The sequence below is a fragment of the Kutzneria buriramensis genome, from assembly GCF_003387475.1.
GTDB lineage: Bacteria > Actinomycetota > Actinomycetes > Mycobacteriales > Pseudonocardiaceae > Kutzneria > Kutzneria buriramensis.
This window is the reverse complement of the sequence record NZ_QUNO01000026.1, coordinates 77886-99712: the sequence shown is the minus strand read 5'-3', so window position 1 is coordinate 99712 and position 21827 is coordinate 77886. Positions and strand designations below refer to the sequence as shown.

The 21827-nt window shown below is 68.0% G+C and carries 21 protein-coding genes; all 21 read right to left on the bottom strand.

The window, feature by feature from the left end; genetic code table 11:
• Positions 1–481: 481 nt before the first annotated feature.
• The 21 genes from BCF44_RS48865 to BCF44_RS48770 all read right to left on the bottom strand — a co-directional run bounded on the left by BCF44_RS48865 (position 482) and on the right by BCF44_RS48770 (position 21813).
• Positions 482–931 (bottom strand): hypothetical protein, encoded by a 450-nt coding sequence (locus tag BCF44_RS48865; protein WP_116181430.1) that lies wholly within the window; start codon positions 929–931, stop codon positions 482–484.
• Positions 928–1728, bottom strand: coding sequence for a hypothetical protein (locus tag BCF44_RS48860; RefSeq protein ID WP_116181429.1), 801 nt, complete (start codon positions 1726–1728; stop codon positions 928–930). Before BCF44_RS48860 ends, BCF44_RS48865 begins: the two co-directional genes overlap by 4 nt.
• A gap of 79 nt (positions 1729–1807) precedes the next feature.
• Positions 1808–2797, bottom strand: a complete 990-nt coding sequence (locus BCF44_RS48855) for a DUF932 domain-containing protein (protein WP_116181428.1) — start codon at positions 2795–2797, stop codon at positions 1808–1810.
• Positions 2798–2899: 102 nt separating this feature from the next.
• A complete protein-coding gene (locus BCF44_RS48850) occupies positions 2900–3871 on the bottom strand; it encodes a DUF4192 domain-containing protein (protein ID WP_116181427.1) in 972 nt (323 codons plus the stop codon).
• A gap of 25 nt (positions 3872–3896) precedes the next feature.
• Positions 3897–4706: a DUF7178 family protein gene (locus BCF44_RS48845; RefSeq protein WP_116181426.1), complete on the bottom strand. Its 810-nt coding sequence runs from the start codon at positions 4704–4706 to the stop codon at positions 3897–3899.
• Positions 4707–4740: 34 nt separating this feature from the next.
• Positions 4741–5148: a hypothetical protein gene (locus tag BCF44_RS48840; protein ID WP_116181425.1), complete on the bottom strand. Its 408-nt coding sequence runs from the start codon at positions 5146–5148 to the stop codon at positions 4741–4743.
• 596 nt (positions 5149–5744) lie between these two features.
• Positions 5745–8408 (bottom strand): BTAD domain-containing putative transcriptional regulator, encoded by a 2664-nt coding sequence (locus BCF44_RS48835; protein WP_116181424.1) that lies wholly within the window; start codon positions 8406–8408, stop codon positions 5745–5747.
• Positions 8401–8808 (bottom strand): hypothetical protein, encoded by a 408-nt coding sequence (locus tag BCF44_RS48830; RefSeq protein ID WP_147328973.1) that lies wholly within the window; start codon positions 8806–8808, stop codon positions 8401–8403. The genes BCF44_RS48835 and BCF44_RS48830 overlap by 8 nt, the downstream gene beginning before the upstream one ends.
• Positions 8805–9248 (bottom strand): pilus assembly protein TadE, encoded by a 444-nt coding sequence (locus tag BCF44_RS48825; RefSeq protein ID WP_116181422.1) that lies wholly within the window; start codon positions 9246–9248, stop codon positions 8805–8807. The genes BCF44_RS48830 and BCF44_RS48825 overlap by 4 nt, the downstream gene beginning before the upstream one ends.
• Positions 9245–10039 (bottom strand): hypothetical protein, encoded by a 795-nt coding sequence (locus tag BCF44_RS48820; RefSeq protein ID WP_116181421.1) that lies wholly within the window; start codon positions 10037–10039, stop codon positions 9245–9247. Before BCF44_RS48820 ends, BCF44_RS48825 begins: the two co-directional genes overlap by 4 nt.
• Before the next feature lie 16 nt (positions 10040–10055).
• A complete protein-coding gene (locus BCF44_RS48815; protein ID WP_170218167.1) occupies positions 10056–10454 on the bottom strand; it encodes a TadE/TadG family type IV pilus assembly protein in 399 nt (132 codons plus the stop codon).
• Positions 10451–10669 carry a hypothetical protein gene (locus BCF44_RS48810; protein WP_116181419.1) on the bottom strand — a complete coding sequence of 73 codons (219 nt, stop codon included), beginning with the start codon at positions 10667–10669 and terminating at the stop codon, positions 10451–10453. Before BCF44_RS48810 ends, BCF44_RS48815 begins: the two co-directional genes overlap by 4 nt.
• A gap of 26 nt (positions 10670–10695) precedes the next feature.
• Entirely contained in the window at positions 10696–11574 is an 879-nt protein-coding gene (locus BCF44_RS48805; RefSeq protein ID WP_116181418.1) for a pilus assembly protein TadB, read from the bottom strand.
• Positions 11571–12341, bottom strand: coding sequence for a type II secretion system F family protein (locus BCF44_RS48800; protein WP_147328972.1), 771 nt, complete (start codon positions 12339–12341; stop codon positions 11571–11573). The genes BCF44_RS48805 and BCF44_RS48800 overlap by 4 nt, the downstream gene beginning before the upstream one ends.
• Before the next feature lie 59 nt (positions 12342–12400).
• Positions 12401–13750, bottom strand: a complete 1350-nt coding sequence (locus tag BCF44_RS48795; RefSeq protein WP_116181416.1) for a TadA family conjugal transfer-associated ATPase — start codon at positions 13748–13750, stop codon at positions 12401–12403.
• Positions 13747–14541, bottom strand: coding sequence for a CpaE/TadZ family protein (locus tag BCF44_RS48790; RefSeq protein WP_116181415.1), 795 nt, complete (start codon positions 14539–14541; stop codon positions 13747–13749). Before BCF44_RS48790 ends, BCF44_RS48795 begins: the two co-directional genes overlap by 4 nt.
• A 6-nt stretch (positions 14542–14547) precedes the next feature.
• Positions 14548–15081, bottom strand: a complete 534-nt coding sequence (locus BCF44_RS48785; protein ID WP_170218166.1) for an SAF domain-containing protein — start codon at positions 15079–15081, stop codon at positions 14548–14550.
• 751 nt (positions 15082–15832) lie between these two features.
• Entirely contained in the window at positions 15833–16690 is an 858-nt protein-coding gene (locus BCF44_RS58265; protein WP_246016257.1) for a hypothetical protein, read from the bottom strand.
• Positions 16684–17403, bottom strand: coding sequence for a hypothetical protein (locus BCF44_RS55025; protein WP_147328971.1), 720 nt, complete (start codon positions 17401–17403; stop codon positions 16684–16686). The genes BCF44_RS58265 and BCF44_RS55025 overlap by 7 nt, the downstream gene beginning before the upstream one ends.
• Before the next feature lie 168 nt (positions 17404–17571).
• Positions 17572–18900, bottom strand: a complete 1329-nt coding sequence (locus BCF44_RS48775; protein ID WP_116181413.1) for an FAD-binding protein — start codon at positions 18898–18900, stop codon at positions 17572–17574.
• A 24-nt stretch (positions 18901–18924) separates the two neighbouring features.
• Positions 18925–21813: an AfsR/SARP family transcriptional regulator gene (locus BCF44_RS48770; protein ID WP_116181412.1), complete on the bottom strand. Its 2889-nt coding sequence runs from the start codon at positions 21811–21813 to the stop codon at positions 18925–18927.
• Positions 21814–21827: the final 14 nt, after the last annotated feature.

Below are 21827 nucleotides of genomic sequence, written 5' to 3'. Positions count from 1 at the left end.
AGACCTCTACCCGCAACCGGGGCCGGCGGCGGCCAGGTCACCGGCACTGACGTCCAGTTCAACATCAACTGGAGCTACGGACACACCGGGCGGTATGTCGGCCACCTCGGTTCCGACGGCCATTGGTCCGGCACGACGATCGACTTGAACAACCCCGCCAGCACCGCAACCTGGACCGCATCCCGCGCCTAATTCGAAGTCTGTAACGGTGCCGTCGGGCGATGAAGCACCTGACGGCCCTGTGTCCACAGTTCCGGCACGGCGCGAATCAGCGGACGGTGGTCGTTCTCCGGCGAAGGACGGCGACGTAGTCGCGTACAGCTGGCACGGGTAGTTCGGTGGCGCGTAGCAGGAGCACGCGGACGCGCCGCGTTCTTCCAAGGGCATAGCCATTTCCCCAGTCGTACAAGGCTTTGTCGCCGGCGAACCGGATGCATCCCGGATCGTCGGCGACGAGGCCGCGTGTGCGGATGTGTCGGTGCTAGCGCTGGCTAGCGAGAACTGCGTCGACGCTGGCGGGCGGGAGCTGTAGCGAGAAGATAGAGTAGTCGTCGCCGGGCGCTTCCTCCCAGCCGACCTCGTCCAGGGTGGAGTCATGGAAGGCTTCAGTCAGGTGAATCTCAATGGCAGTAAGGACGTCGTGCCAGCGCGCGTCGTGGCCAGGTACCACTGGCGGATCGTCGTTCACCGTCCACAGTGGCTGGCTGTGATCGTCCCTGACTTCTTCGAGGTTGACCTGACCGGAGTCGTTGTGTCCGCAGCTATCGCCCGCGTAGACCACGACGGAAGCCGCGTGGGGAAAGACTATGCGAACGAGACGTGCAGCGGCCTTGAGGTGCAATCGGTGGCACTCGAGCGTGCCGATCTCGATAGCGCGCTCGGCGGCCGCGATCGCGTTGTCTTCAACTGGGTCACGCAGTGCGTTGATCATGACGAGGTCCCCTGTCCGCCATCGGCCGGATAGGTCAAGGGCGTGCCGAGACCGACGTGCACGACCTCGTCGAGCGTGGACGAAACAGTGTCTGAGTTGTCGTACTGGTCGAGGTCGTCGTCCCAGCCGTTGTGCTCGACATACAGGTGCAACGCGTCCGGGTCGGTCAGCAGGTGGTTGACGCGTTCTGCGGGGACGTCGAGGTCGCGGACAGTGGACCACTGGATCGTGTCGGAATGGGTGATCTTCACCCGTACCGTCACCCAGTCGACCCCGTCGGGACCGTCGCCCGCGTGATCGCGATGGACGGCCGGCAGCCCTAGTGTCCGGCTCCCGGGCCGGTCATGCGGTGGATCCCAGTAGGACGGCGAAAAATCACGGTCAACGAGTGGGATCGCGGGCAGTGCGGCGAGCAATACGTGATGCCGCAGGATCCAGGCGATCAGATGCGAGGGTTCCCGGCCTTCCGCGACCGCACAGAGGTAGGTCACCAGCGCGATCAGTTCGTAGGGCTCGCGATCAAGTTGCGCCAGGGCATCGCGCGGCAGCCGATCGTCCTGGAACACCGCCAGCAGCGCGTACGCGACGGCGTGGACGCGGTCGGACAGCCGGGGGGTGATGTCGGGTCGGGCGAGCGCAGACAACACCTTGAGAGCGCGCGGCCCGTCGTAGCGGTAGCCGTAGGCATCGGTCAGTTCGAACTTCGTGGTGTCACAGGTGATTCCGATGGCGGCGGCGAGCTGGTCGGTGTTCTCGGTCGTGCTATGCCAGGGCAGCAGGTGGGTTCCGTCAGTCATGGTGTCCTCCTTGTAGGCTGGTTGTGGTGCTGTGCCGGTGCCGTGTGGGCGCGGTGCCCGCACGGCACCGGCGCAGGTTTCAGGCGGCGGCCAGGACACGGTGGAGTGCCGTGATGGTGGCGTCGTCGAGTTTGCGGACGGAGTCGTCGACGACGCGGGCCATGTTGCGTTCGGGGCGGGACACGTTGCGGACGGTCTTGTAGTGGTGCTCATGGGTGTTGACCGCTTGCACCACGCCCCATGCAGTGCCCTGCCAAGGGCTGACCCGGTGGTCGCTGACCCACAGGCGGGTCAGGTCGGCGCGCTTGCGCTCGGCCAGCGCGCGTCCTTGCTTGGTGTCGGTGATCGGCACGTGGGCGTCGAGGAACGCCCGCCACGCCGTGTCACTGACCTCGGTTCGGCACAGGGCGGCGACCTGGGCGGCGAACTCGTCGCTGGTGGTGTGCACGATCGCCAGCGCCTCACGCGCGCTGATCAGGTTAAAGCTGTCCTTCTTGCCATGTCGGTAGGCTATTTCCTGGCCGATCTCGCTGAGACCGACGGCCATCGTGTTGTCGCATACGACGTTGGTGACGACCCGCTTGTACCGGGTTTTCAGGCTGCCGTCGTGGCTGGTGCAGGCGATCAGGTTCGGGCGGAACTGAACGCCTTCGGGCGTGGTGGTGGTGTCGGGCACCTCGATGCTGACCCACGCTTGGCTGCGACCTCGCAGCAGCCCGGCAGAGCCGATCTGCAGGCCGTCGTCGATCATGAACGACACCCGGTCGACCAGCCAGTCCTGGTACTGGTGGATGCCGTAACCGGCGCGGTGGATGCCGAGCACGTCGTCGTTGTCCGAGGCGGTGACGGCGATCTGGTTGGGCACGACCTTGCCGCGCACGATGATCGGCTCGGGTTCGGCGATCCAGTTGAACAGGCGGCGTTTGACGTCGGCAACGGGGATCTCGGCGGGGTAGTGGTTGGGTTCGGTGCCCTGGTCGCTGGCGCGGTAGTGCCAGGCCTTGCCGCGCTTGGCGGTGAAACCGATGAGCACGTTCTGGTTGAGCCAGGCGCTGGTCTCCTTGGACATGGCGGTGTCCCTTTCCTGAGGTGTGGAGTGGGTGTCGAACGGATCCGGGCGTGCCCGGACGTGGCTGGGCCTGAGCGGTCGTGGGCCCGGCACGGCCATAGGTCAGCGGGATTGGCCGTACTGTCGGCGGGCTTCGTCGGCGGCCTGGTGGCAGACGGCGCGGAGCTGGTCGGCCGGCACGCCGAGGTGGATCACGTCCAGGACCCACCGGGCCAGCTGGTGTTGCTCCACCGCTTGTGTGGCGGCGGACGCCGCGAGGTGCGCGAGTGCGCGGTCATCGCGCAGGTAAGCGAAGATGGCGAGGAGTACGGCCGGTTCGGCGCGTTCGGGCGCGGGAAGACCTCGGACCAGCCTGTGCCAGAGGCGCTCGGCGTGTTCCGCGTGCTCGCCAGCGGTGAACGCCAGGCAGGCGTCACGGACGCCATGGTCGCTCAGCGCTTCGGCCAAGGCGACGAACCGGTGATCGTCGGCGATCTCGTCGGGCGCGCGTACCGCGTGTTCGACCAGCGCCAGCATGTCCGCGAAGCTGCGTTTGTTCGGCAGGGTGACCAACTGGTTGAGCAGAGCGTCGCGGCGGCGGACCGCGACCGGGTCCGCTCCGGCCAGAAGGGCCGCCGTGTCGGCGTGAGCGGCCACGACAGGCGGGGCCTCAGGGGCTGCGGGCAGGACAGCGCGGTAGAGGTGGTCGTCGTAGGAGAGCACCAGGCCGCCCGGTTGTGTGGATGAGGCCCACAGCGCCCGCCACAAGTTGATCCCGTGTCCGGCGAACAGGGCACGCATGCCTTTGATCACATGGGGCCGGGGTGGTCGGTCGATGTCGGCGCCGACGTCCTCGACGATGACGACGTGTGCGTGGTCGAGTTTGGCCCTGGCCGCAGCGTCTACAAGCGCATAGACAGCGGCGGACAGGCGTTCGTCGTCGAACAAGTCGGCGCGCAGCACGACCGGCGCACTGGCGGCCGGTGAACAGCCGACCACGATGAGGGATCGGGTGGGATGGCAGCCCAGCAGCGCCGGCACCGACAGGACGAGCTCGCGGAGGTCATCGGTGCGGGCAGCATCGTTCACGGACATGGCAGCTACTCCTTTGACGGTGTGGTCACGCGGCCGTGTAGCCGGTGCCCGGGAAGGTGGCGAGTTCGGGGAGGTGGTGGGCGCGGAAGTCCGACCAGGCACGTTCGCCGTTGCGGCGGGCGTGCGCGCGGCCTCGGTCCAACCGGGTCGGACCGCGTTGCTGCTCGGCGCGTTGGTTGAGCCGCTGGCGGACCAGCCAGGTCACGGCCTGCACCTGGTACGGGCGCACCGGGCGGCCGTCTTCCGCGCTGATCACGGCGGCCGCGCGCTCATACAGCGCGGTGACGTAGTCGTAGTGGCGGTGGGTCAGCGACCCGTCGACACGGCGGGTGCCACGGAGTGGGGCCGCGCCGTACTCGGCGGCAGTCAGCGACCGCCCACACGCGACGGACAACGCGTGCCGGTCGACCACCACCCGAGCTGTGCCTGGGGCGTCGCCGCCGTGCTCGATCAGGTGCGCGAACGAGCGGATCTTCGGCCCGGTCAGCACGGTGTCGTAGTGCTCCCCGGCCAGCAGCCGCTCAGCAGCTACCCGTTGGGTGGCGGATGCGAACGCGCCGGTTCCCGGACCGCCGACCGCGCGCCGATCACGCAAGACCCGCGCGGCCGTCAGCACGTTGACCGACCAGGCCTGTTGCGGCGAGTAGACGGCCAGCACGCCGGAACCGAGCGTGGCGTCACCGTCCGCGATGGACACTGCGACCGCGTGAGCCTCGGCGTACCAGCGCCACCCGCGCGCGGTGTCCGAGCGGGTGGCCTGCTGCCAGTGCCAGAGGATGTGCGCGCAGCTCACCGGATGCGCCAGGAACCAGGGATGCGACTCGACGGGGATCATGACCAGGCCGTTCCGTTCGACACCGGGTGCGGGATCAGGCGGCGGCCGGGACCGGCGCGGTAACTGGGATGGACTCGCCGGTAGCGAAGTCGTAGACGGCCAACTGGTCGTAGCGGAGCGCGAGCTCCAACGCCTCTGCCAGGGACGGAGTCACCATCGACACGTCGAGGTAGATCGATCCGGTGTCCGGGTCCCGCCATCCGCCGAACACGCGGCCAGGAAGAGCGAGCGCATCCCGGACGGTGCTGACGTAGTGATGGAGATCCAGCGCAGTGACCCGGCGGGTGATGATCTTCTCGTGTTCGGGGTGGACGGACACGGCATAGCCGGTGGTGATCGTGGCGCACGTGGTCGGCGCGATGGTGAAGCCACCACACGGCCCGGACAGGCAATCGGCCAGGCTCGCGAACGTACGGACACAGTCGATCATGGACATGGTCATGGCTGCGCTCCAATGCAATGGAATCGCCAAAACGGCGCGCCAACTATGGCAGGTCGGAATGAGGTAGCGGCATTGACGGGCGGTAGCCAGCTCGCGGGACGTCGCGTCCCGCTCCTTGCCGGAGCCGTTCGGTCGTGCCGCAATCAATTAGACGACCACCAACCATTGATCGCAATAGGAATTCCAACGGCCACCCAATTGGATGAACCACAGGGAAATCACACCAAAAGCCGATGTCAACAAGGCGGCAATGACAATTATGTAGATTTCGCCAGCAGTCCGCGTCAGCAGAAAACAAATAAGGGGTCCCCATCGGGAAACTTGCGTTAACGAAAGGTGAGTAGACAGCCCAAGTTGACCACCGCATCAATGGTTACGGACGCCAGCCACCCACCCAACCGACTGTTCATGTGCCTGCCGGCACCGAAGTCGGGGGACCGAGAAGAGGAGGCGGTACAGCTCCTGAACTGCGACAAGGCCACCCTTGAGGTCCTCGCCTCTAGTGGGAGGACGGAAAGGAGGACCAAGAGGAGGACGGAGAAGTGTACCTGCGGGCGCCGCGGCGACGACGCCGGATGCCGTCGGCCATAGAACGTTCAGGCACCGCGTTGGGCGGCTAGGGCCTGCGCGAGTTGAATGGTACCGCCGGCTGGCCGCGCATCGATTTCCGCCAGCGCCGTGGTCAGTAGAACCAGGGTTCGACGGATAGCGTCGCGATGTCCGAGCCGCGCATGCAGACGCATCAGGTCACGGTAGATGGCCTCATTATAGGGGTCCAGGTCACGGGCGCGCTCGAGAAGAAGAACTGCCTGGGCCGGGTCGCGTTGGCCGACATGACTAATCAATTGGCTAATCGCTCCAAGCGCGTCGCGGTGAATAGCTTCGCGGTATGGCTCGATCCAGCCGGCGGCGAATCCGTCGGCGAGACGGCCGGTGTACAGGTCCAGTACCCGCTCCAGGCCGGCTAGGAGGTCGTCGGGCGTGAGCGCGACGCGGACGTTGCGCAGCGCGTCCTGGAGCTGCCACAGGTCGACCGATATCAACGCCGGGTTGAGGCCGTAGTGGCCGTCGGTGTTCACGGTGATCTCGCTGATCGCGCCGGCGGTGGTCTTGCGCAGGGCACCGCGCAGTTGCGAGAGCGTGGCATGGAAGGCGTTGTGCGGGCGGTCAAGTGGCGCGTCCGGCCAGAGGGCCGCGGTCAGTCCCTCCCGTCGGCAGCCTGCCGGGTGCAGCGCGAGATAGGTGAGGATCTCTCGCTGACGTGGTGCGAGGGCCTCGATCAGATCTTGGTTGGCCGCGCCGGTCCAGCGCAGGTGAAGCCGGCCGAGGACTTGTAGATGCAGTGGCCTGGCTCGGTCGATCTCGTCTCCGGCGGTCGGTGGCCACGCCGACTCCGAGACTGCGGCGAGTTCTGGCTTGTCGACATCGGGCTGCTCTGTTGAGTGGACGTGCCGGAAGAGCGTGAGCAGGTCGGCAGCGTCGGTCGCCGGCAGGTGGAACAGGCGGGTGCCGGACCACTGCGCGCCGCGCGCGGCGCCGTCTGCGGCGACGGTGAGGGTCACCCCGGCCGGCCACGGTCCGAGCAGTATGGCGACGATAGTGTGCGGGTGATCGCCGATCACCTTTTCCAGCTGCAGCTGGGCTCTCCCCTCGGGTGCGGCCATAACGAGTACGACAGGCCTGTCGGTGCTGGCGAATTCGGCAGCCATGTCGAGCGCGGCCGGGGCGTCGGACGCGATCTGTACGGCCGGCGTGTCCCGGAGGTCGGCGGTGTCGAACAGCAGCGGGACGTCAGCTGCGGGGATGACGATCTGCGCTTGCTGTTGGGCGTGCAGGGTGACCAGGAGGGCTCGGGCCGCAGCGGTGGCGCCCGGGCCATTGAGGCCGAGGCCGCCGGCCGCGGCGAGGTCCAGCGCGGCGAGTTGTCCTTCACGCGCACCGAGCGCGATCTTGCCGGCGGGCAGAAGGCCTTCGGCGACATGGACCGCGTGTTCCCGACCAGCGACTTCGTAGGGAACGGCGGTGTTGTCGGTGTAGTCGAGTCCGCCGTCGTCGGCGCGGGGCAGGGTGGCGCGGTCGTACTCGACGCGAAGCGCGCGCACGACCGGTGCCAGGGTCGGATCGTGGGAGCCGGCGGTGGTCGGCCGGTGCCGTCGATGGCGTAGTCGCAGGCTGAACACGGCGGCGGTGACGAGTGCGGCCAGACCGATGCTCACGAAGGCGTCGGTCGGCAGACTCACCGCCGTACCCGGCGTCGGCCCGGCCACCGCGGCTGTCGAGGGCGCTGCGGTCGTGGTCGGCGGCGGAGTGACCGCGGTCGTAGGTGTGCTTGGTGGCGCGACGGGCTGCGGGGGCGGAGGCACTGCCGGCGGAGGGGGCGCGGGTGGTGGTTCAGCGGTCTGGAGCCGCCAGCCGGGCAGGAGGAGGTCGGGGGTACGCCAGGCGCGGCCGTCAGGCTGGGGGCGGTTGCGGTTGAGGTCCCACAGCCGGTGCCAGGCGTTCGGGTCGCCGTATTCGCGCAGTGCAATGGAGGAGGCGGTCTCCCCCGCCTCGACGACAACCTGCGGGGCGCCGCCAGGGATGGGCTGTGGGAGGTTAGTGGCGTCGGGCGCCAGCAGCACGACCATGCCGGGCAGCAGGTGGTGTGGGTTGGGGATGCGGTCGTGGTTGAGGGCGTCGATCTCGGGGTAGCGGCGGCCGTCGCCGAGGTGGTGTTCGGCCAGGCTCCAGTAGGTGTCGCCGAGCACGACTTGGTGCCGCGGGCAATCGGGTCGTAGTTCGTCGGGCACGTGGTAGGGATCCGGGCGGGGCGCTTTGGGTTCGGGCTGGTGGTCGGCGGTCGCGACGATCGTCGTGCCGGCCGGTGTGGCGGCGGCGTTGCTGGCCGAGAACATCAGGAGCGCGGAGGCAACCAGCCCGGTAATCCAGCTGTGCGGTGAGCGCCCGGCCAGGTGCCGGGCCGCGACGATCCCGCCGACGCGCAGGAGACGCACGACGTCAAGGAGGATCAGGATGATGCCGATGGCCCATCCACACCACACCACGGTGTGCGCCAGCCACGGGATCAACGTCCCGTCCAGATAGGCCCATCGCAGATCCTCACCCACGCGGTGCAGAGCGCCAGGCACGGACAGGTCTGGCACGGTGCGAGGCACCAACTGATCGGGGGTGCCGCCAGTGACGACGTTGCAGGCGGGCACACCAATCGCAAACGCCGCCAGCGCGCCGACACTGCCCAGGCTGCGCCGGAGGTTAGGCACGGGCGACCACCAGGGTCGCCTTCTTCGTCGCAGTGGCGTGGTTACTGGCGCCGAATAGCGTGAACACGGCTGGCCGGTCGATGGCGACGGTCACGGTGACCGTGGTCGGGCCGGTGATCGTGACGGTTCCGGTGGCGCCGGCGGCGGCTAGGTAGGAGCGGGCGGCGTTCTGGGCGCCGGCGGGGTCGATGGTCACGGTGGTGCCGCGGGTGTTGAGGGCGGTCAGTGCGGCGCGGGCGGCTTCGGCGGCGATGGCGTCGGCACGGGCCTGGGTGTCGTTGCCGCCGTGCACCGTCGCGACGAACGCGAGCAGGACGATCGTGATCGCCAGGCCGAGGGCGAACCCGACCGACACCACTCCCCTGTCCTCGCGCAGGTGCGCGTGCAGAGTCCGGGTCATTGCCGGGCTCGGCTGGTGTCCAGCGGGCTGACCTGGTGTTCATGGAGGGTCTTCTGTCCGGACAGGCCGGGCACGGCGAGGTCGGCGAGGCTGATCTGACAGTCCACATCCACCGCGACCTGGGCGGGTTGCCCGACTGGTACACCGAATCCGGCGGTGTCAACGGTGACGGTCATGGTGCGGCAGCGCAGGTTGTGTTCGTCGAGGATCTGCCGCGCGACCGCGGTGGCGTCGCGTTGGGCTTGGGCTGCGGTGCGGGCCAACGAGGCCTGGCGCGCGGCGTTGATCGTGGCATGCAACACCGCTGAGTCGGCGGTATAGGTGGCGCCGAACGCCCACAGCAGGCAGGCCACAACGACGGTGATCGGCACATACAGGGCGACCTCGGTCGTCACGGCGCCGTCCTCGCCGGTCACGGCCTGCCGGAGGCGGCCGGTCATGGCGCGGTCCCGGCCAGGTCGAGGACATCGTGCACCGCTCGGACGCGGTTACGCACGTCCTCCCGCAGCTCCGTGGCCGTGCTAGGCACCTCGGGCAGGCGCAGACAGCGCAGATCAGCGCGTAGCGCGGCGCGCCGACCCGGCGCGGTGACCCGCTCCGCGAGTTCCCGCACCAGTGCGCTGGTCTCGCGCAGCGCCTGCACGCCCACAGCGATCGCGGCGTCGCGCCGTACGAGTTCGTAGCGCACCAGCGCCACGACCGCATCGCCGGCAAGGTCCGCCGAAGCCCTGGCGAGCACCGTGCGAGCGGGGATCGTGTCGTGCAGGCAGTCCAACAGCGTCCACGCGACCTGGTGCACCTCGACCCGCACCGCGTTGTCCAGCCAGGACAGGACCGCGGTCTCGTCGAACGCGGTGAGCGCCTGGAACACGGTGTCGACCTGGTCGCGGGACGCGGCGGGCAGGCGCTCGAAGTCCGAGCGGCGGTAGAACCAGTCGCCACCGCCGCGGTCGCGCCGGTGGCGCGTCCACCCTGGCCTGGAACAGTCCAGGCCCCAGCATCGATACGACGAGATCGACCACAACACCGCTAGGCCGATGCACAGCAGGTCGATCATGAGCCCGATCCAGCCGCCGGCGAGCACCCCGACCGCGGTGCCGATGCACGCGAATGGCAGCGGCTCGGTCACGACGGACTCGACAACGCCCTGACGGCGCAGTCGAGCGTGGTCGAGTTCGGGTCGCCAGAGCATGGGCTGCGGTCCGTCGGTGAAGATTCCGTTGTCCAGCATGCGAATCCCCCGAGTGTCATGGGTTGGTGGCGTGTTCGCGGGCGCCGACCGCGGCGCGTTCGACGTGCCACTGCCAGCCGGGGATTGGCACGATCAGGACGACGTCGGCGGACACTGTCACCCGCATCACGGTGTCGGTGGTCCCGCTGGTGGACACCTTCGGGTAGCGGGCGAGGGCGGCGACGCGGGCGATGTAGGTGGCGGCGTCGTGTTCGGCGGCCGTAGGGCTGCCGCCGACGACGCGGCCAGTGTCGAGGCCTTCTTGGGCGGCAGCCGAGCAGGTGTCCACGGCGGCCCACCACAGCGCGAGCTGCACGAGTCCGAACACGGCCAGCAGCGCGGGCATCAGCCACATCGCGACCTCGACGGCCACCGAGCCCCGATCATCCCCGGCCCAGGTACGCAACGGGGTCACGGGACTTTCCATTTGCTGATCAGGGTGGTGAGGAGCTGTTGGAGCTGCGGCCACAGGATCGCGCCCAGCAGCAGCACAAACCCGATGCCGAGGGCAACCTCGACGAGGTGTGAGCCACGCTCCTCAGTGCGCAGCTGGCGGAGGGCGTCCTTTCCGCAGCACCAGATCGCCAGCGTGAACGTTTCCATCACGCGGTGCACGAGATTCCCGGGCATGCTGTTCTCCTTGCCGTATCGGAAGATCAGGGGATAGCGATCTGGGTGGCGATGCCGCGCAGTACCAAGGCGGTCATGCCGATCACCAGCAGGCCGACCGGCCACACCAGCCACTCGACCCTCGCGGTCGCGGCGGCGGTGTCGGCCTGCACGGCACGGACCCGCAAAGCCGCGGCCTTGTCACGCAGGGCGCGACTGATCGCCGCGCCGTCGGAAGCGGTGGCGATGATCTCGCCGAGATCGGCGACTTCGCGGACTTGGATCTGCTCGGCAAGCGCGCTGAGCGCGTCCCACGGCGTGTTGCCGAGGCGCTGTGCACTGCGCAGCCGCGCCCGCACCATCACGCTCACCCAGCCCTCGGCCACCGCCGCGGCCTCGGCGACCGCTTGGGCCGGCGCGCGGCCGGCGTCACGCTCTTGCGCAGTCAGGTCACACAACACGGCGATCGCGGCGACGAACTCCACCCGCGCCTGCCGCGCCGCCCGCGCCACTACCCGCGCCGGCAGCACCCAGCCCACCACCGCCCCAGCCACGGCGGCGGCAATAGGGAACTGCGCCGACGGCAGAACCCGCACCGCCACAACCGTCGTTATAAGCGCGCCCATGCCGGCGGCGACCGTCCGGCGGGTGGTGAAGGCGAGCGGTGTCCGATTCAGCACGATCAGGTCGGCGGCCGGGATGCGCCACCACGACAAGGTCGAGCGCGCGCAGGAGGCGGTGAGCTGCTCGAGCATGGCCCGCCACCACATCGGCGGCCGAACCGGCTGGTCCGGGTCCGCATTGATCGCGTCTACCCGGGCGATCGCCGTGACGAGCGATTCGCGGCGGGCGGGCAGCAGCGCGGCGGCGATCAGCAGGACGCCGGCAGCGACGCCGAGACCGAGCAGGACCAGCTCGGTGTTCATCGCCGACCACCCGTCCGGTCATCGACCAGGAACCGCTTCGATGTGGCCGGGCGGGTCAGGTAGAAAGCCCATACGAAGGCGACGGCCCAGATCGCTGCGACCAACCCAAGCCAGATCTGGCCGTCCACGGTGGCGTAAGAGTCGAGCAGGTGCGAGGCCATCTGCAGCACCGCCACGGTGCCGGCGACGATCGCCATAATGATCATCATCTGCGTACGGGGCCGCTGGCGTTCGGCCTCGACCGCCAATTCCGCCTGGACCTGCTGACGCAGTGTCACGGCCCGCGCATGCAAGACTCCCACCAGTCCGCTGCCGCCGTCACGGACTCGCAGGATCAGGCTGGCCACTACGGCGTCGACCTCACCATCGGCCAGATCGTCGGCGAACGCCCGCAACGCCGGTTCGGCGCCGAGTGCGCGAGTCCGGAACGTGAGCGTCGTGATGTGGTCGGCCAGCAGGGCGGGGGCGGTGTGTGCGGAGCGGGCGATCGCGTCCTCGATCCCGCCGGCGCCGGCGGCGAGCAGTCCGGCCAGGCGCTGGATCCACTCCGCCAACGCCTCCCGACGATCAGCCACCGCCCGAGCCGCTGTGACTCGCAGCAGCCGCGGCCCGCAGTACACCGCCACGGCCACGGTGATCCCGCCGACCGGCCAGCCAAGCACGGCCCACACCACCGCTCCCGCCGCGAGCGCCGCAGCCAGCATTCGCGGCTCAAGGTGGATCCGCGCATGCGGGCGGGTGAGCGTCGGGAACCGCACGCCGACCATGCCCGCGCAGATGGCGCACAAGCCGACACCTGCGGCGAGTCCACACAGGATCGGGATCATCACGCCTCCGCCCAGCTGCTCATGTCGAGGCCGTGCGCGCGCAGCCGCTCCTGGATCTGAGGGCTCGGCGGGAACATCGCCCGTGCATGCCCTGTATCTGGGTCCGGGCCGAGCAGCGTGGCCGCGTCCGGCCTTCCGGAATCGCCGACCGCGCCGACCTCCAAGACCTGGGAGACGAACCGCTCCCGTAGCGGCCGGCCCTGGTCAACGCGGTCGCGACGGCGGACGTGCACGATCAGGTCGACCGCGGTCGCCGTCCACCGGTAGGCCGTGTCGACCGGCAGCGGCGGCGTGGCCAACTGCGCCATGTTCGCGATCCGATCGAACACCCCTGCCGCGGTGTCGGCGTGCAGCGTGCACAAACCACCCGCGCCGGTGCTCAACGCCCGCAGCAACGTGGTGACCTCGCCGCCGCGGACCTCGCCGACGATCACCCGCCGCGGCGAATGCCGCAACGCCTGCACCAACAACTGCTCCACGGTGATGCCGCCTACGCCTTCGGCGTTGGGCAGGCGGGCCTCCATCGAAGTCACCAACGGGTGCCGCGCCGGCCAGGTGTGCAAGCCGAGTTCGCGCTCGTCCTCGATGGTCACCACATGCTCGAACGGAAGGATCTCGTGGCACAACGCCCGCAGCAGGGTGGTTTTGCCGGAGCCCCACTCGCCGGACACCACGATCCGCAAACCCGCCCGCACCGCCGCCGACAAGAACCCCGCCAGCACGGTGTCGACGGTGCCGTTGCCGATGAGGGTGTCCAGGGTGGCGTTGACCAGCCGGTGCAACCGGATCGCCGCAGTCGGCCGCTCGGTGACCTGCATGACCGCGGCCAACCGGGCGCCCAGCGGCCCGCCGGCCGGCAGCCGCACGTTGCCGACCGGGGTAGCGACGCTGAACTCGCGGCTCGTCGCACCCAGCCGCGCGAACATCCCCTCCAACAACGCCACCAACCCGGCATCAGACTCGGCCAGTGAGTAGGGCCACGGCTGGGTCGTGCCGTCGGCCAACTCCAGGAACACGCTGTCGCAACCGAAGACGAAGATGTTCTCCACATCGGTGCGCCGCAGCAACACCTCCAGCGGGCCGAGCCCAGACAGCGCAGCCATAACGGCGGCTGCGAGTTCCTGCTCCTCGGCGCGCGTCAGCGCAGGCAGGCCGCTCGTGGCACGTTGCCTGGTCCAGGTCTCGATCTCCTGCCACACCGCCGCCTCGGTCCGGGCGGCGTCCTCGGCATGGGACAGGCCCTGCGGGCTGGTGGCCTGTTCGAGGCGGACGTCGACGCGGCGCCGCAGCTCGGCGACCAGACGCGGGTCAGCCCCTGGGCGTGTCGCCCGCACTGCGATCGCGGTCATGACCGGGCTCCGACCAAACGCGGCTGCGGCAACTGTGGCTGATTCAGCACGTGGTGCAGCCGGGTGCCAGCCGCCGTGGCGGTGCGCGTCAGAGCCGACCGCCGCGGCAACGGCGTGGCACCGTCGGAGAACGCCCGCGCCGTCACCACGTCGTCCGGCAGGTGCACGCCCGCCGGGACCTTCAGCACCTCCACGACCTCGTCAGCCTGCTCCGGCGTCGCCGCGACCACCGCCACGCCCAACCGCTGCGGCTGAAACTGTTGTTGCAGCAACCTGATCAGCGGACGGGTGGCCAGGACCGAGCGGCGCTGCGGTCGCACCGCCACCAACACCAGGTCCGCCACCTGCAACAACGCTCGCGGCGTCGCCAGCCCGAACCGCCCGCAATCAACAATCGCATCCGACGCGCACCCCGCTCCCGCAGAGGCCGCCAAGGACCTGGCCAGCCGCTGCCACCCGGCGGGCCCGACTCCCATGATCTGCGCCGGATCACTCAACCCGAGCAGCACCCGCGCGTTCCGGCCACCGGGCAACAGCTGGGTGTGGGCAGCGAGATCACACGCCTGGTCGGGTTCGACGTGCCTCGTCGCGGTCGCGAAGCTCACGATGCCCTTGGCCGGATGCACCCAGCCCTTCGCAATCCACGGCCCGAGATACCCGCCGATGATGTCGTCACCGGCCGGATCCGCACCCACCAGCAACACCGGCGCCGGCCAGGTCACCGCCAACGCGACCGCAGCCGACGTCGCACCCGGCGCGGCTTTCGCCGACACGATCGTGATGATCGCCATCCCAGTTCACGGTCCTTCCGGATCCAGTAGCGACAACACGACCTGACCAGCGCCTGCCGGCGTCGCGATGGCAACCTGCGCGGTCGGCACGACCACATCGACCACGACCGAGCCATCCGCGGCCGACGTTCCGGCGTCCAGGACCCGCCCGACTGTTGGTGGGACCTGAGTCGCCTCGGACGTGGTCGGAGTGAGCAGCACCCGGTCCTCCGGGTGCACGCCCCGCGCCGGCACCATGCCGGGCTTGAGCAGCACGCCGGTCACTACCTGGTCGACACCTGGCACTCGTGCGGTAGTCAGTTCGGCACGGGTCAGCAACGTGCCGGCGGGCAGCGTGTGCGCGGCGACCTGGCCGACCACCTGCGCCCGGTCCATGGCGTCGATCGCGTGCAGATGCTCGTCCTGCACCGCGCCGGCCACCTCGAGATCCTCATCAGTCAGGGCATGGCCCCAACCGACCTCCCGCGCGAGCACCAACACCGAGCTCGTCTGGTTCTGCGCGGTCACGTAGGACTCCACACCGGCCAGCGAACCCGCCACCAGCACTACGCCGCCGGCGACCAGCCACCACCGATGACGGGATCTGGTTGATGGTGAGGAAGGCGGTGCGGAGCAGGTAGTTGTCGTGACGAGTCCGGGCGCAGGCATGTTTGCTCCCAACAACATTCGATGGTCAAGCAGTGAATGGGACGATCACTGGCCGGCTACGTGGGCCGGCCTGGTCGGGGCCGATCCCGCGTCCGTCGCACAATTGGCGATGTACGCGGTCACGAACTGAGCGGACACCCACCCACGCACTCCAGTGCGCAGGTCCGTTCCTTCCACCCAGTCAGGCGTCCCCTGGTATTCGCGGAAACCGTCGCCGTTGTACCCAAGTCCCAGAACCGCACCCGACGTACCCGGTGTTGATCGGATACGGACTCCGTCACCAACGATCCAGGTACACGGCGTGTCGTCTCTCGGTCGTGCCTCCGACGACACGAGCGTTGCCGCGACGGGCTCCCTATCGTGGAGCGATGCGGCACGCGCAGGTGATTCGAGGTCGGGATGCCCGTGTGCCTGCGCCTGCGACGTCGCCGTTGCGCCGCAGACAAGGCTGACAGCGGACACCGCGATCACCAAACTCTTCACTTTCAAGGACATGACAGTTTCTCCTTCACTGCGTTCTTCGAAGTTCGAAGAACTGAATGCTCGCCGCGACGGCACCGCCGCACCGATGTAACCGGCATGCGGTCGTGTGGCGGACACACTTGTCCCCCGACAGAAATACAATGGATACCGCGAAACTGGATCAGCTGGCGTTGAGCGCCTGAATCTCGACGACCGCGAACCCAGCAGCCGCGCGAGAGGTCATATCCGGCAACGAGCCCCCGACCGGAGCTGTCCCGGTCGAGCCAGTCCAGCGCACCGTCCACTGGATCGCGAACATCGCATCGACACGGGCACTCGGCTCGTCGAACACGTAGTCGCAGTCCGGGGAGGGAACATGCAGGCCGGCCGCAGTGGTATAGACAGTTCCGGGACCTGGACACGAGATCGAACGACCCGCGCCGGAGTTGAACATCAGCTTCGTCGCCATAGCCGTCACTTCCGCCCACACAGCACCGGCCTGGACACGCTTGCTCTGCAAAGCCCACGTGTTTTTGTCAGTCCACAGCCACGTGTGCTCACCAATGATCGTTGCCGGCCCGGACGGCGTCGTCACATCCGGCGAGAAGTGCGGAACTGGCCGCGGTAGGGCGAGTTGTCGGTACGCCTGAATCGCCAACTGGTTTGCCGATGGCTGCTGCGCACCTTCCGCGACATGCGGTCGAACGCAGGCCTCGTTGTAGGCCTCCATCCCTCCGGCGTAGTCATACATGCAGGGCACACCTGGGCCGGGATCCTGCGGGCTTGCCGCATCTCCCTCTGCACCGGGCGAATTCGCCTGACTGGTACTAGCTGCCTGCGCCGAGGAACCTGGGCGTCCCGGGCTCGTGGCACCCACACCGACGCTCGGCAGCTCGAAGGCCCCCGTCTGATCGCCTGGCGTCACGACGATCTGACCGCCGGGTCCGTCCGCCTCCGCCGGTTCGGCGGGCACGAGCAGCAGCAGAGCCGAACCTGCCAAGACTGCGATCCCAATCGCACTTATCCGTTTCATCAGCATGTCCCTCCCGGGTACGTGATCTCTGAGACCCTCCACTGTCCATCAGCGCTACGAACCAGCTTGGCCGTAACGGGATTTCGAGGAATTCCAACGGTCTTTCGCGCTCCGCTCGCGGCATCGGCCTGGCCTGACTCGCTCGCGTCCTGACAGTCGCGCACAGTTGCGGCACCGGCGGCGACATCCACCTTCGTGACGTGTTCGTGGGTAGCGCCGTACACGGTCACCGATCGTGCCCGGAGTGCTTTCAGGTTGGTCAGCATCGCCGTGAGCTCTGGATCCGCTGCGACAACAGCGAGTTCGTCGTGCCACCGGGACGGATCATCATGGATGACCTGATTGCCGACGCTCCAGAACTTCACATAGACATCCGCGATCTCTGCCCCCGGATCGCGACTCGGCGTCGACGTCACGGCCGACGTAGCCTCCACAGTGGACGAGTGGTGCGTCCCGGTGCAGCCTGCCAGCGACACCGTCGTGGCAATGACTGACCAGACAACCCAAACAGCACGATGGACCATCGTCTCTCCACGCGCAGAAACAATCGGGGAGGACGACTGCTCCAAGGGTGGGATGTCGACCGCCCAAGACCAGCCGGGGGCAGCTGCTTGCCCGGCGGTCGACATCCCCGAGTGCACGATGCCGCAGAGGGGTTCATCGGCATACGCGCACAGGTTCACACGGTGCGGCCGCTTGTGGGACGACGATTGAGTCACAGCGTTCTCCCTTCGCGGCCTGCGGAGACGTTCGTTCATCTCTACCGCCGAAGGTGTACACCGCACCCCCTTGGTGCATTCAAGGTGCACCAAGGGGAGATGTCCGATTTCGCGCCGAACCTTCACCCGTTCAGGTAACACAGTCAGCGGATGCGATCATTGCTCACATTAGAAGATTCCCTGCCCGGAGCCGAGTACGCCCTTCGGGTCGTACACGGTCTTGGCGCTCCGCAGCATCTCCCACTGGTTACCCCAGTGTGCCTCCCAGCCGTCACGGTCGAGGACGACCGACGCGAACGGATACAGCGTCCCGCCGACGGCTTGGGCCTGGGCATACATGTCGCGATTCGCCGCCAACATCGATTTGACGGCGGCCGCGTCGGCAGGCTCGGCGTAACGGAACACGCTGAACTGGAACATCGTCTCGTCGTCGGGAACCCGCAGGAGCGGCGTCGACAACGCCGACCGCGGAATCGGGTACACCAGGAACATCCCGAGCGAACCGACCTCGGACTGCGGCCGCGCCAACGACGCGTCCACGACGGCGTCAACGTCATCACCCGGCACGTACACCGTGCACCAAGGACGGGGCTGGACCTTGTGCATGAGGCCGGACAGGAACGTCTCCTCGTCGCCGAGACGGTTGACGAAGTCGAAGTACGACATGGTCATCGTCTCCAGAACGACGCCGTCGCCGACAACGACATCGGCGTCTGCCGCGAACGACACGGCTTCCAGGTTGTGAAGCCAACCTCCTTGACCGTCCTGGACGATCAGACCTTCTACATAGTCGCACCGGCGGTCTTCGACCAGAGTCCGCTGCGCGGCGTTCAACGAGACCGCGTCGGGATAAGCCACGATCCGGCGTCGGACGTGTGTCGGCGCCGGCACCAGGGCCACGGTGGCTTGCGTGACAATGGCGCACTGGCCAAGGCCCGCCAGCACCGCCCGGAACAGCTCAGCGTTCGACGCGCGTGAACAGGTGAGACGTTCACCAGCTCCCGTCACCACCTCCAACGCGATGACGTTGTCGGTCTGCGCCCCGTATCGGTGACTAGTTCCTCCGATCCCGCCGAGGGAGAGCGTCCCACCCACGGACAGGTCCAGAAAGTCTGTCAACACCGGCGGTGTGAGGCCGCGCGGCAACGTCGCCTCCAGCACGGTGCGCCAGGTCGCGCCCGCATCCACCACCGCATAGCCGAGCTCGACTCGATGTACGGCCGCCAGGGCAGACATGTCGATGACGATCCCGCCGTCAACCAGGGATTGCCCGTGCGTCGAGTGCCCCCGACCGCGCGCCGACACTCGGATACCACGGTCGGTGGCGAACCTCACAATCTCTGCGATGTCGTCGGCGTCGCACGGCTCGACGACCGCGGCGGGACGGCGGTCAACGATGCCGCCGAAATCCATCCCCGCCTTCGCCTTGGTCGCGTCGTCATCGCGCAGACGTCCAGTCAGCATGAGCTTTTCGGTGCCAGCCAGTAAGGGGGCCACGTTCCGTCCTTTGCGGTGTCGATGTCAGGTGCTTGCGAGTTGGGCACGCACGTCATCCGCCATCGGATCATCGCGGCGTTGCAGAATCGACAGCGCCTGGGTGAGGTACTCGCGCGCCTCGTCGTTGGCTCCGACTGCCGCCATCAGTTTGCCGAGACCGCGTAGCGCGTCGCCTTCCCCATGTTCATCCCCGGCCTCGCGGCACACGCGCAGCGCGCGGCGGTAGGAGTCCGCCGCCTTGTCGTGGTCCTGACGGACGGTGTAGGCGCAGCCAAGGAGATTGAGGGCGTGGCCTTGACCGTGGGCAGTGCCGAGCTCGGTGAAGATCGTCAAGGCGGCTTCCGCGAGCTTGATCGCACTCTCGGTGTCACCCCGCAGGTGCACAGTCTCGGCGAGGAAGATCTGGGTGACAGCCTTGCCATACGCGTCGTTGAGTTCGTCCCTGATCTCGATCGACTGGCCGAACAACTGCGCGGCGTCGGCAAAGTGGTGTCGCCCCAGTTCGGCGAGACCCATGGCGTGAAGGCTCCACGCCTCGCCGTCCCGATCGCCGATGGCGCGCCGGATGTCGAGTGCACGGCGCGAGTGATCCAGCGCGCTGTCGAGGTTGCCCCGCCCGTGCTCGGCAACGCTGAGCCCGTGGTGCATCCAGGCTTCGCCGTAGGGATCGCCGGCAGCTTGTGCCGCGCGCAGCGCGACTTCGTAGGTCCTGACCCACAAGGTCCAGTTCTTGACGATGTGCAGGTAATAGAACTCCGCCAACGGGATTCGCCAGCCGAATTCCGGGCAGCCCGAATTCATGGCCAGTTCGGCCGCCGCGACGAGCGAGGTGAGTTCCGCATCGAACCACGCTCTCACCTCGTCGTACTGCCGGAACTGCCAAAGGCCGGCGAGCTGCCCATCTGCGCCGGCGAGATCCTGCCACGGCGCAAGCACGTTGCTCGCGCGCTCGGCCATCGTCAGATACCAGCCGAGAAGTCTGCCGATCGCGTCTGTTCTCGCCGAGTCGTTGTCCTCGGTCTGGCTGAGTTCGTTCGCGTACAGTCGCACCAGGTCGTGCAGTCGGTATCGGCCGTGTCGAACCTCCTCGACAAGGTGAACGCTGGCGAGCGCGTCCAGTTGCTCCCGGGTCTGCGGCGCGGCCAGATCGAGCATCGCGGCCACGACTCCGACTCCGAACTCCACACCGGGATGCAGGCCAAGGAGGCGAAAGCACTGCGCGGCCTTGGCATCCAGATGGCGGTAGGACCACGAGAAGACGGTCCGAGCAGTGGTCTCGTCGTCGCCGCGGACCGTCAGCACGTCGAGTCTGCCCGCTTCCTCCCCGAGGTCTTCGGCGACATCGGCGAGCAACACGTGCGCGCGGGTTGCGATCCGTTCGGCTGCGATGCGTACGGCGAGGGGAAGCCCACCGCACAGTTCTGCGATACGCGCGGCAGCTGCCGGCTCTGCGTCGACACGCTGCCTGCCGATGACGCCGGCCAGCAGGTCCACGGACTCGGTTGGGTGCAGCGGTGCGAGAACGACGGGGTGCGCACCATCGCGAGCGACGAGGCCGCCGAGCCGCGACCGGCTCGTCACGATGACGGCGCAGCCGGTGCCTCCCGGCAGCAGCGGGCGGACTTGCTCGGCGCTCGCCGCGTTGTCCAGGACAAGCAGAAGCCGTTTGTCCGCGGTCGTGCTCCGGTACAGCGCGATGAGGTTCTCCAACCCCGCGGGGATGCGGGCGCTGCCTACGCCGAGCGTCGCGAGCAAGGAACCGAGCACGTCGGCGCTGGCGGCGCTCGCGCGTTCCCGGTCGAATCCGTGCAGGTTGATGTAGATCTGGCCGTCGAACCGGCGCGCGACAGCGTGTGCGAAGTGCACCGCGAATGACGTCTTCCCGACGCCGGCCGGCCCTGTGATCAACACGATCGGCAACGGATCTTCGCTGTCGTCAACCACCTCGTCGAGAAGGTCGTGCAGTCGGCCGAGCTCATGTTTTCGGCCGGTAAAGGTTGCGACGCGCCTAGGAAGTTGAGACGGCAGCGCCAGGGTGCTCTTGCCGACGACCGTAGCCGCTCCTTCAGCGGCCGCTAGGTCCAATGCTGGATCCGCACGGAGAATCTGTGCGTGCAGGGCCTGGAGGGCGTGTCCGGGTTCGACTCCAAGCTCGTCGACGAGGGACCTGCGAGCGTCCTGGAACTCGGCAAGTGCATCAGCCTGCCGGTCACAGCGGTAGAGCGCCCGCATCAGCAGGTGGCGTGCCCGCTCGCGCAGCGGATACTCGCGGGTCAACCGTTGCAGGTCGGTCACCAGCTGGTCGTGCTGCCCCAGAGCGAGAAGGACCTCACCACGACGCTCTACGGCGGTCAGCCTCAGCTCTTCATAGCGGAGCTGTTCGGTCTCAGCGAACGGCCCCGGAATGCCGCTGAACGCCGGTCCACGCCACAACCCTAGGGCGGTATTCAGCAATTCCAACGACGTGTCGAATTCACCCGATCGCCAGCGCCGGTCAGCATCATCAAGACGACCGGAGAACTCCCAAACGTCTATCGCCTCACGCGGTAGGCGCAGTTCGTATGCCGAGTCGTGCGACACCAGGATCTGACCCGGTTGGCGGTTCGCTCGCGCGGGTTCGATGATCCGACGGAGGCCCGACACGTACGTGTGAACGCTGTTCTCCGCCGACGAGGGCTGGTCGTCACCCCAGACTCCGGCGATGATCTCTTCCCGAGCGACGGCCTGACCTGCACGTGCTGCCAGCAGGGCCAACACCGCCAGCTGCCGTGGCGGGCCTAGCCGGAGTTCCCGCTCCCCCAACCTCGCGATCGGCGGCCCGAGCAGCGCGATACGCAACGAGGCCGAAGTACCTCCGTCGTGACCGTTCGCCTGAACCGCCATGAAATCCGCACCACCCCAGTCGACACGCATTTCACTCAGCTGAC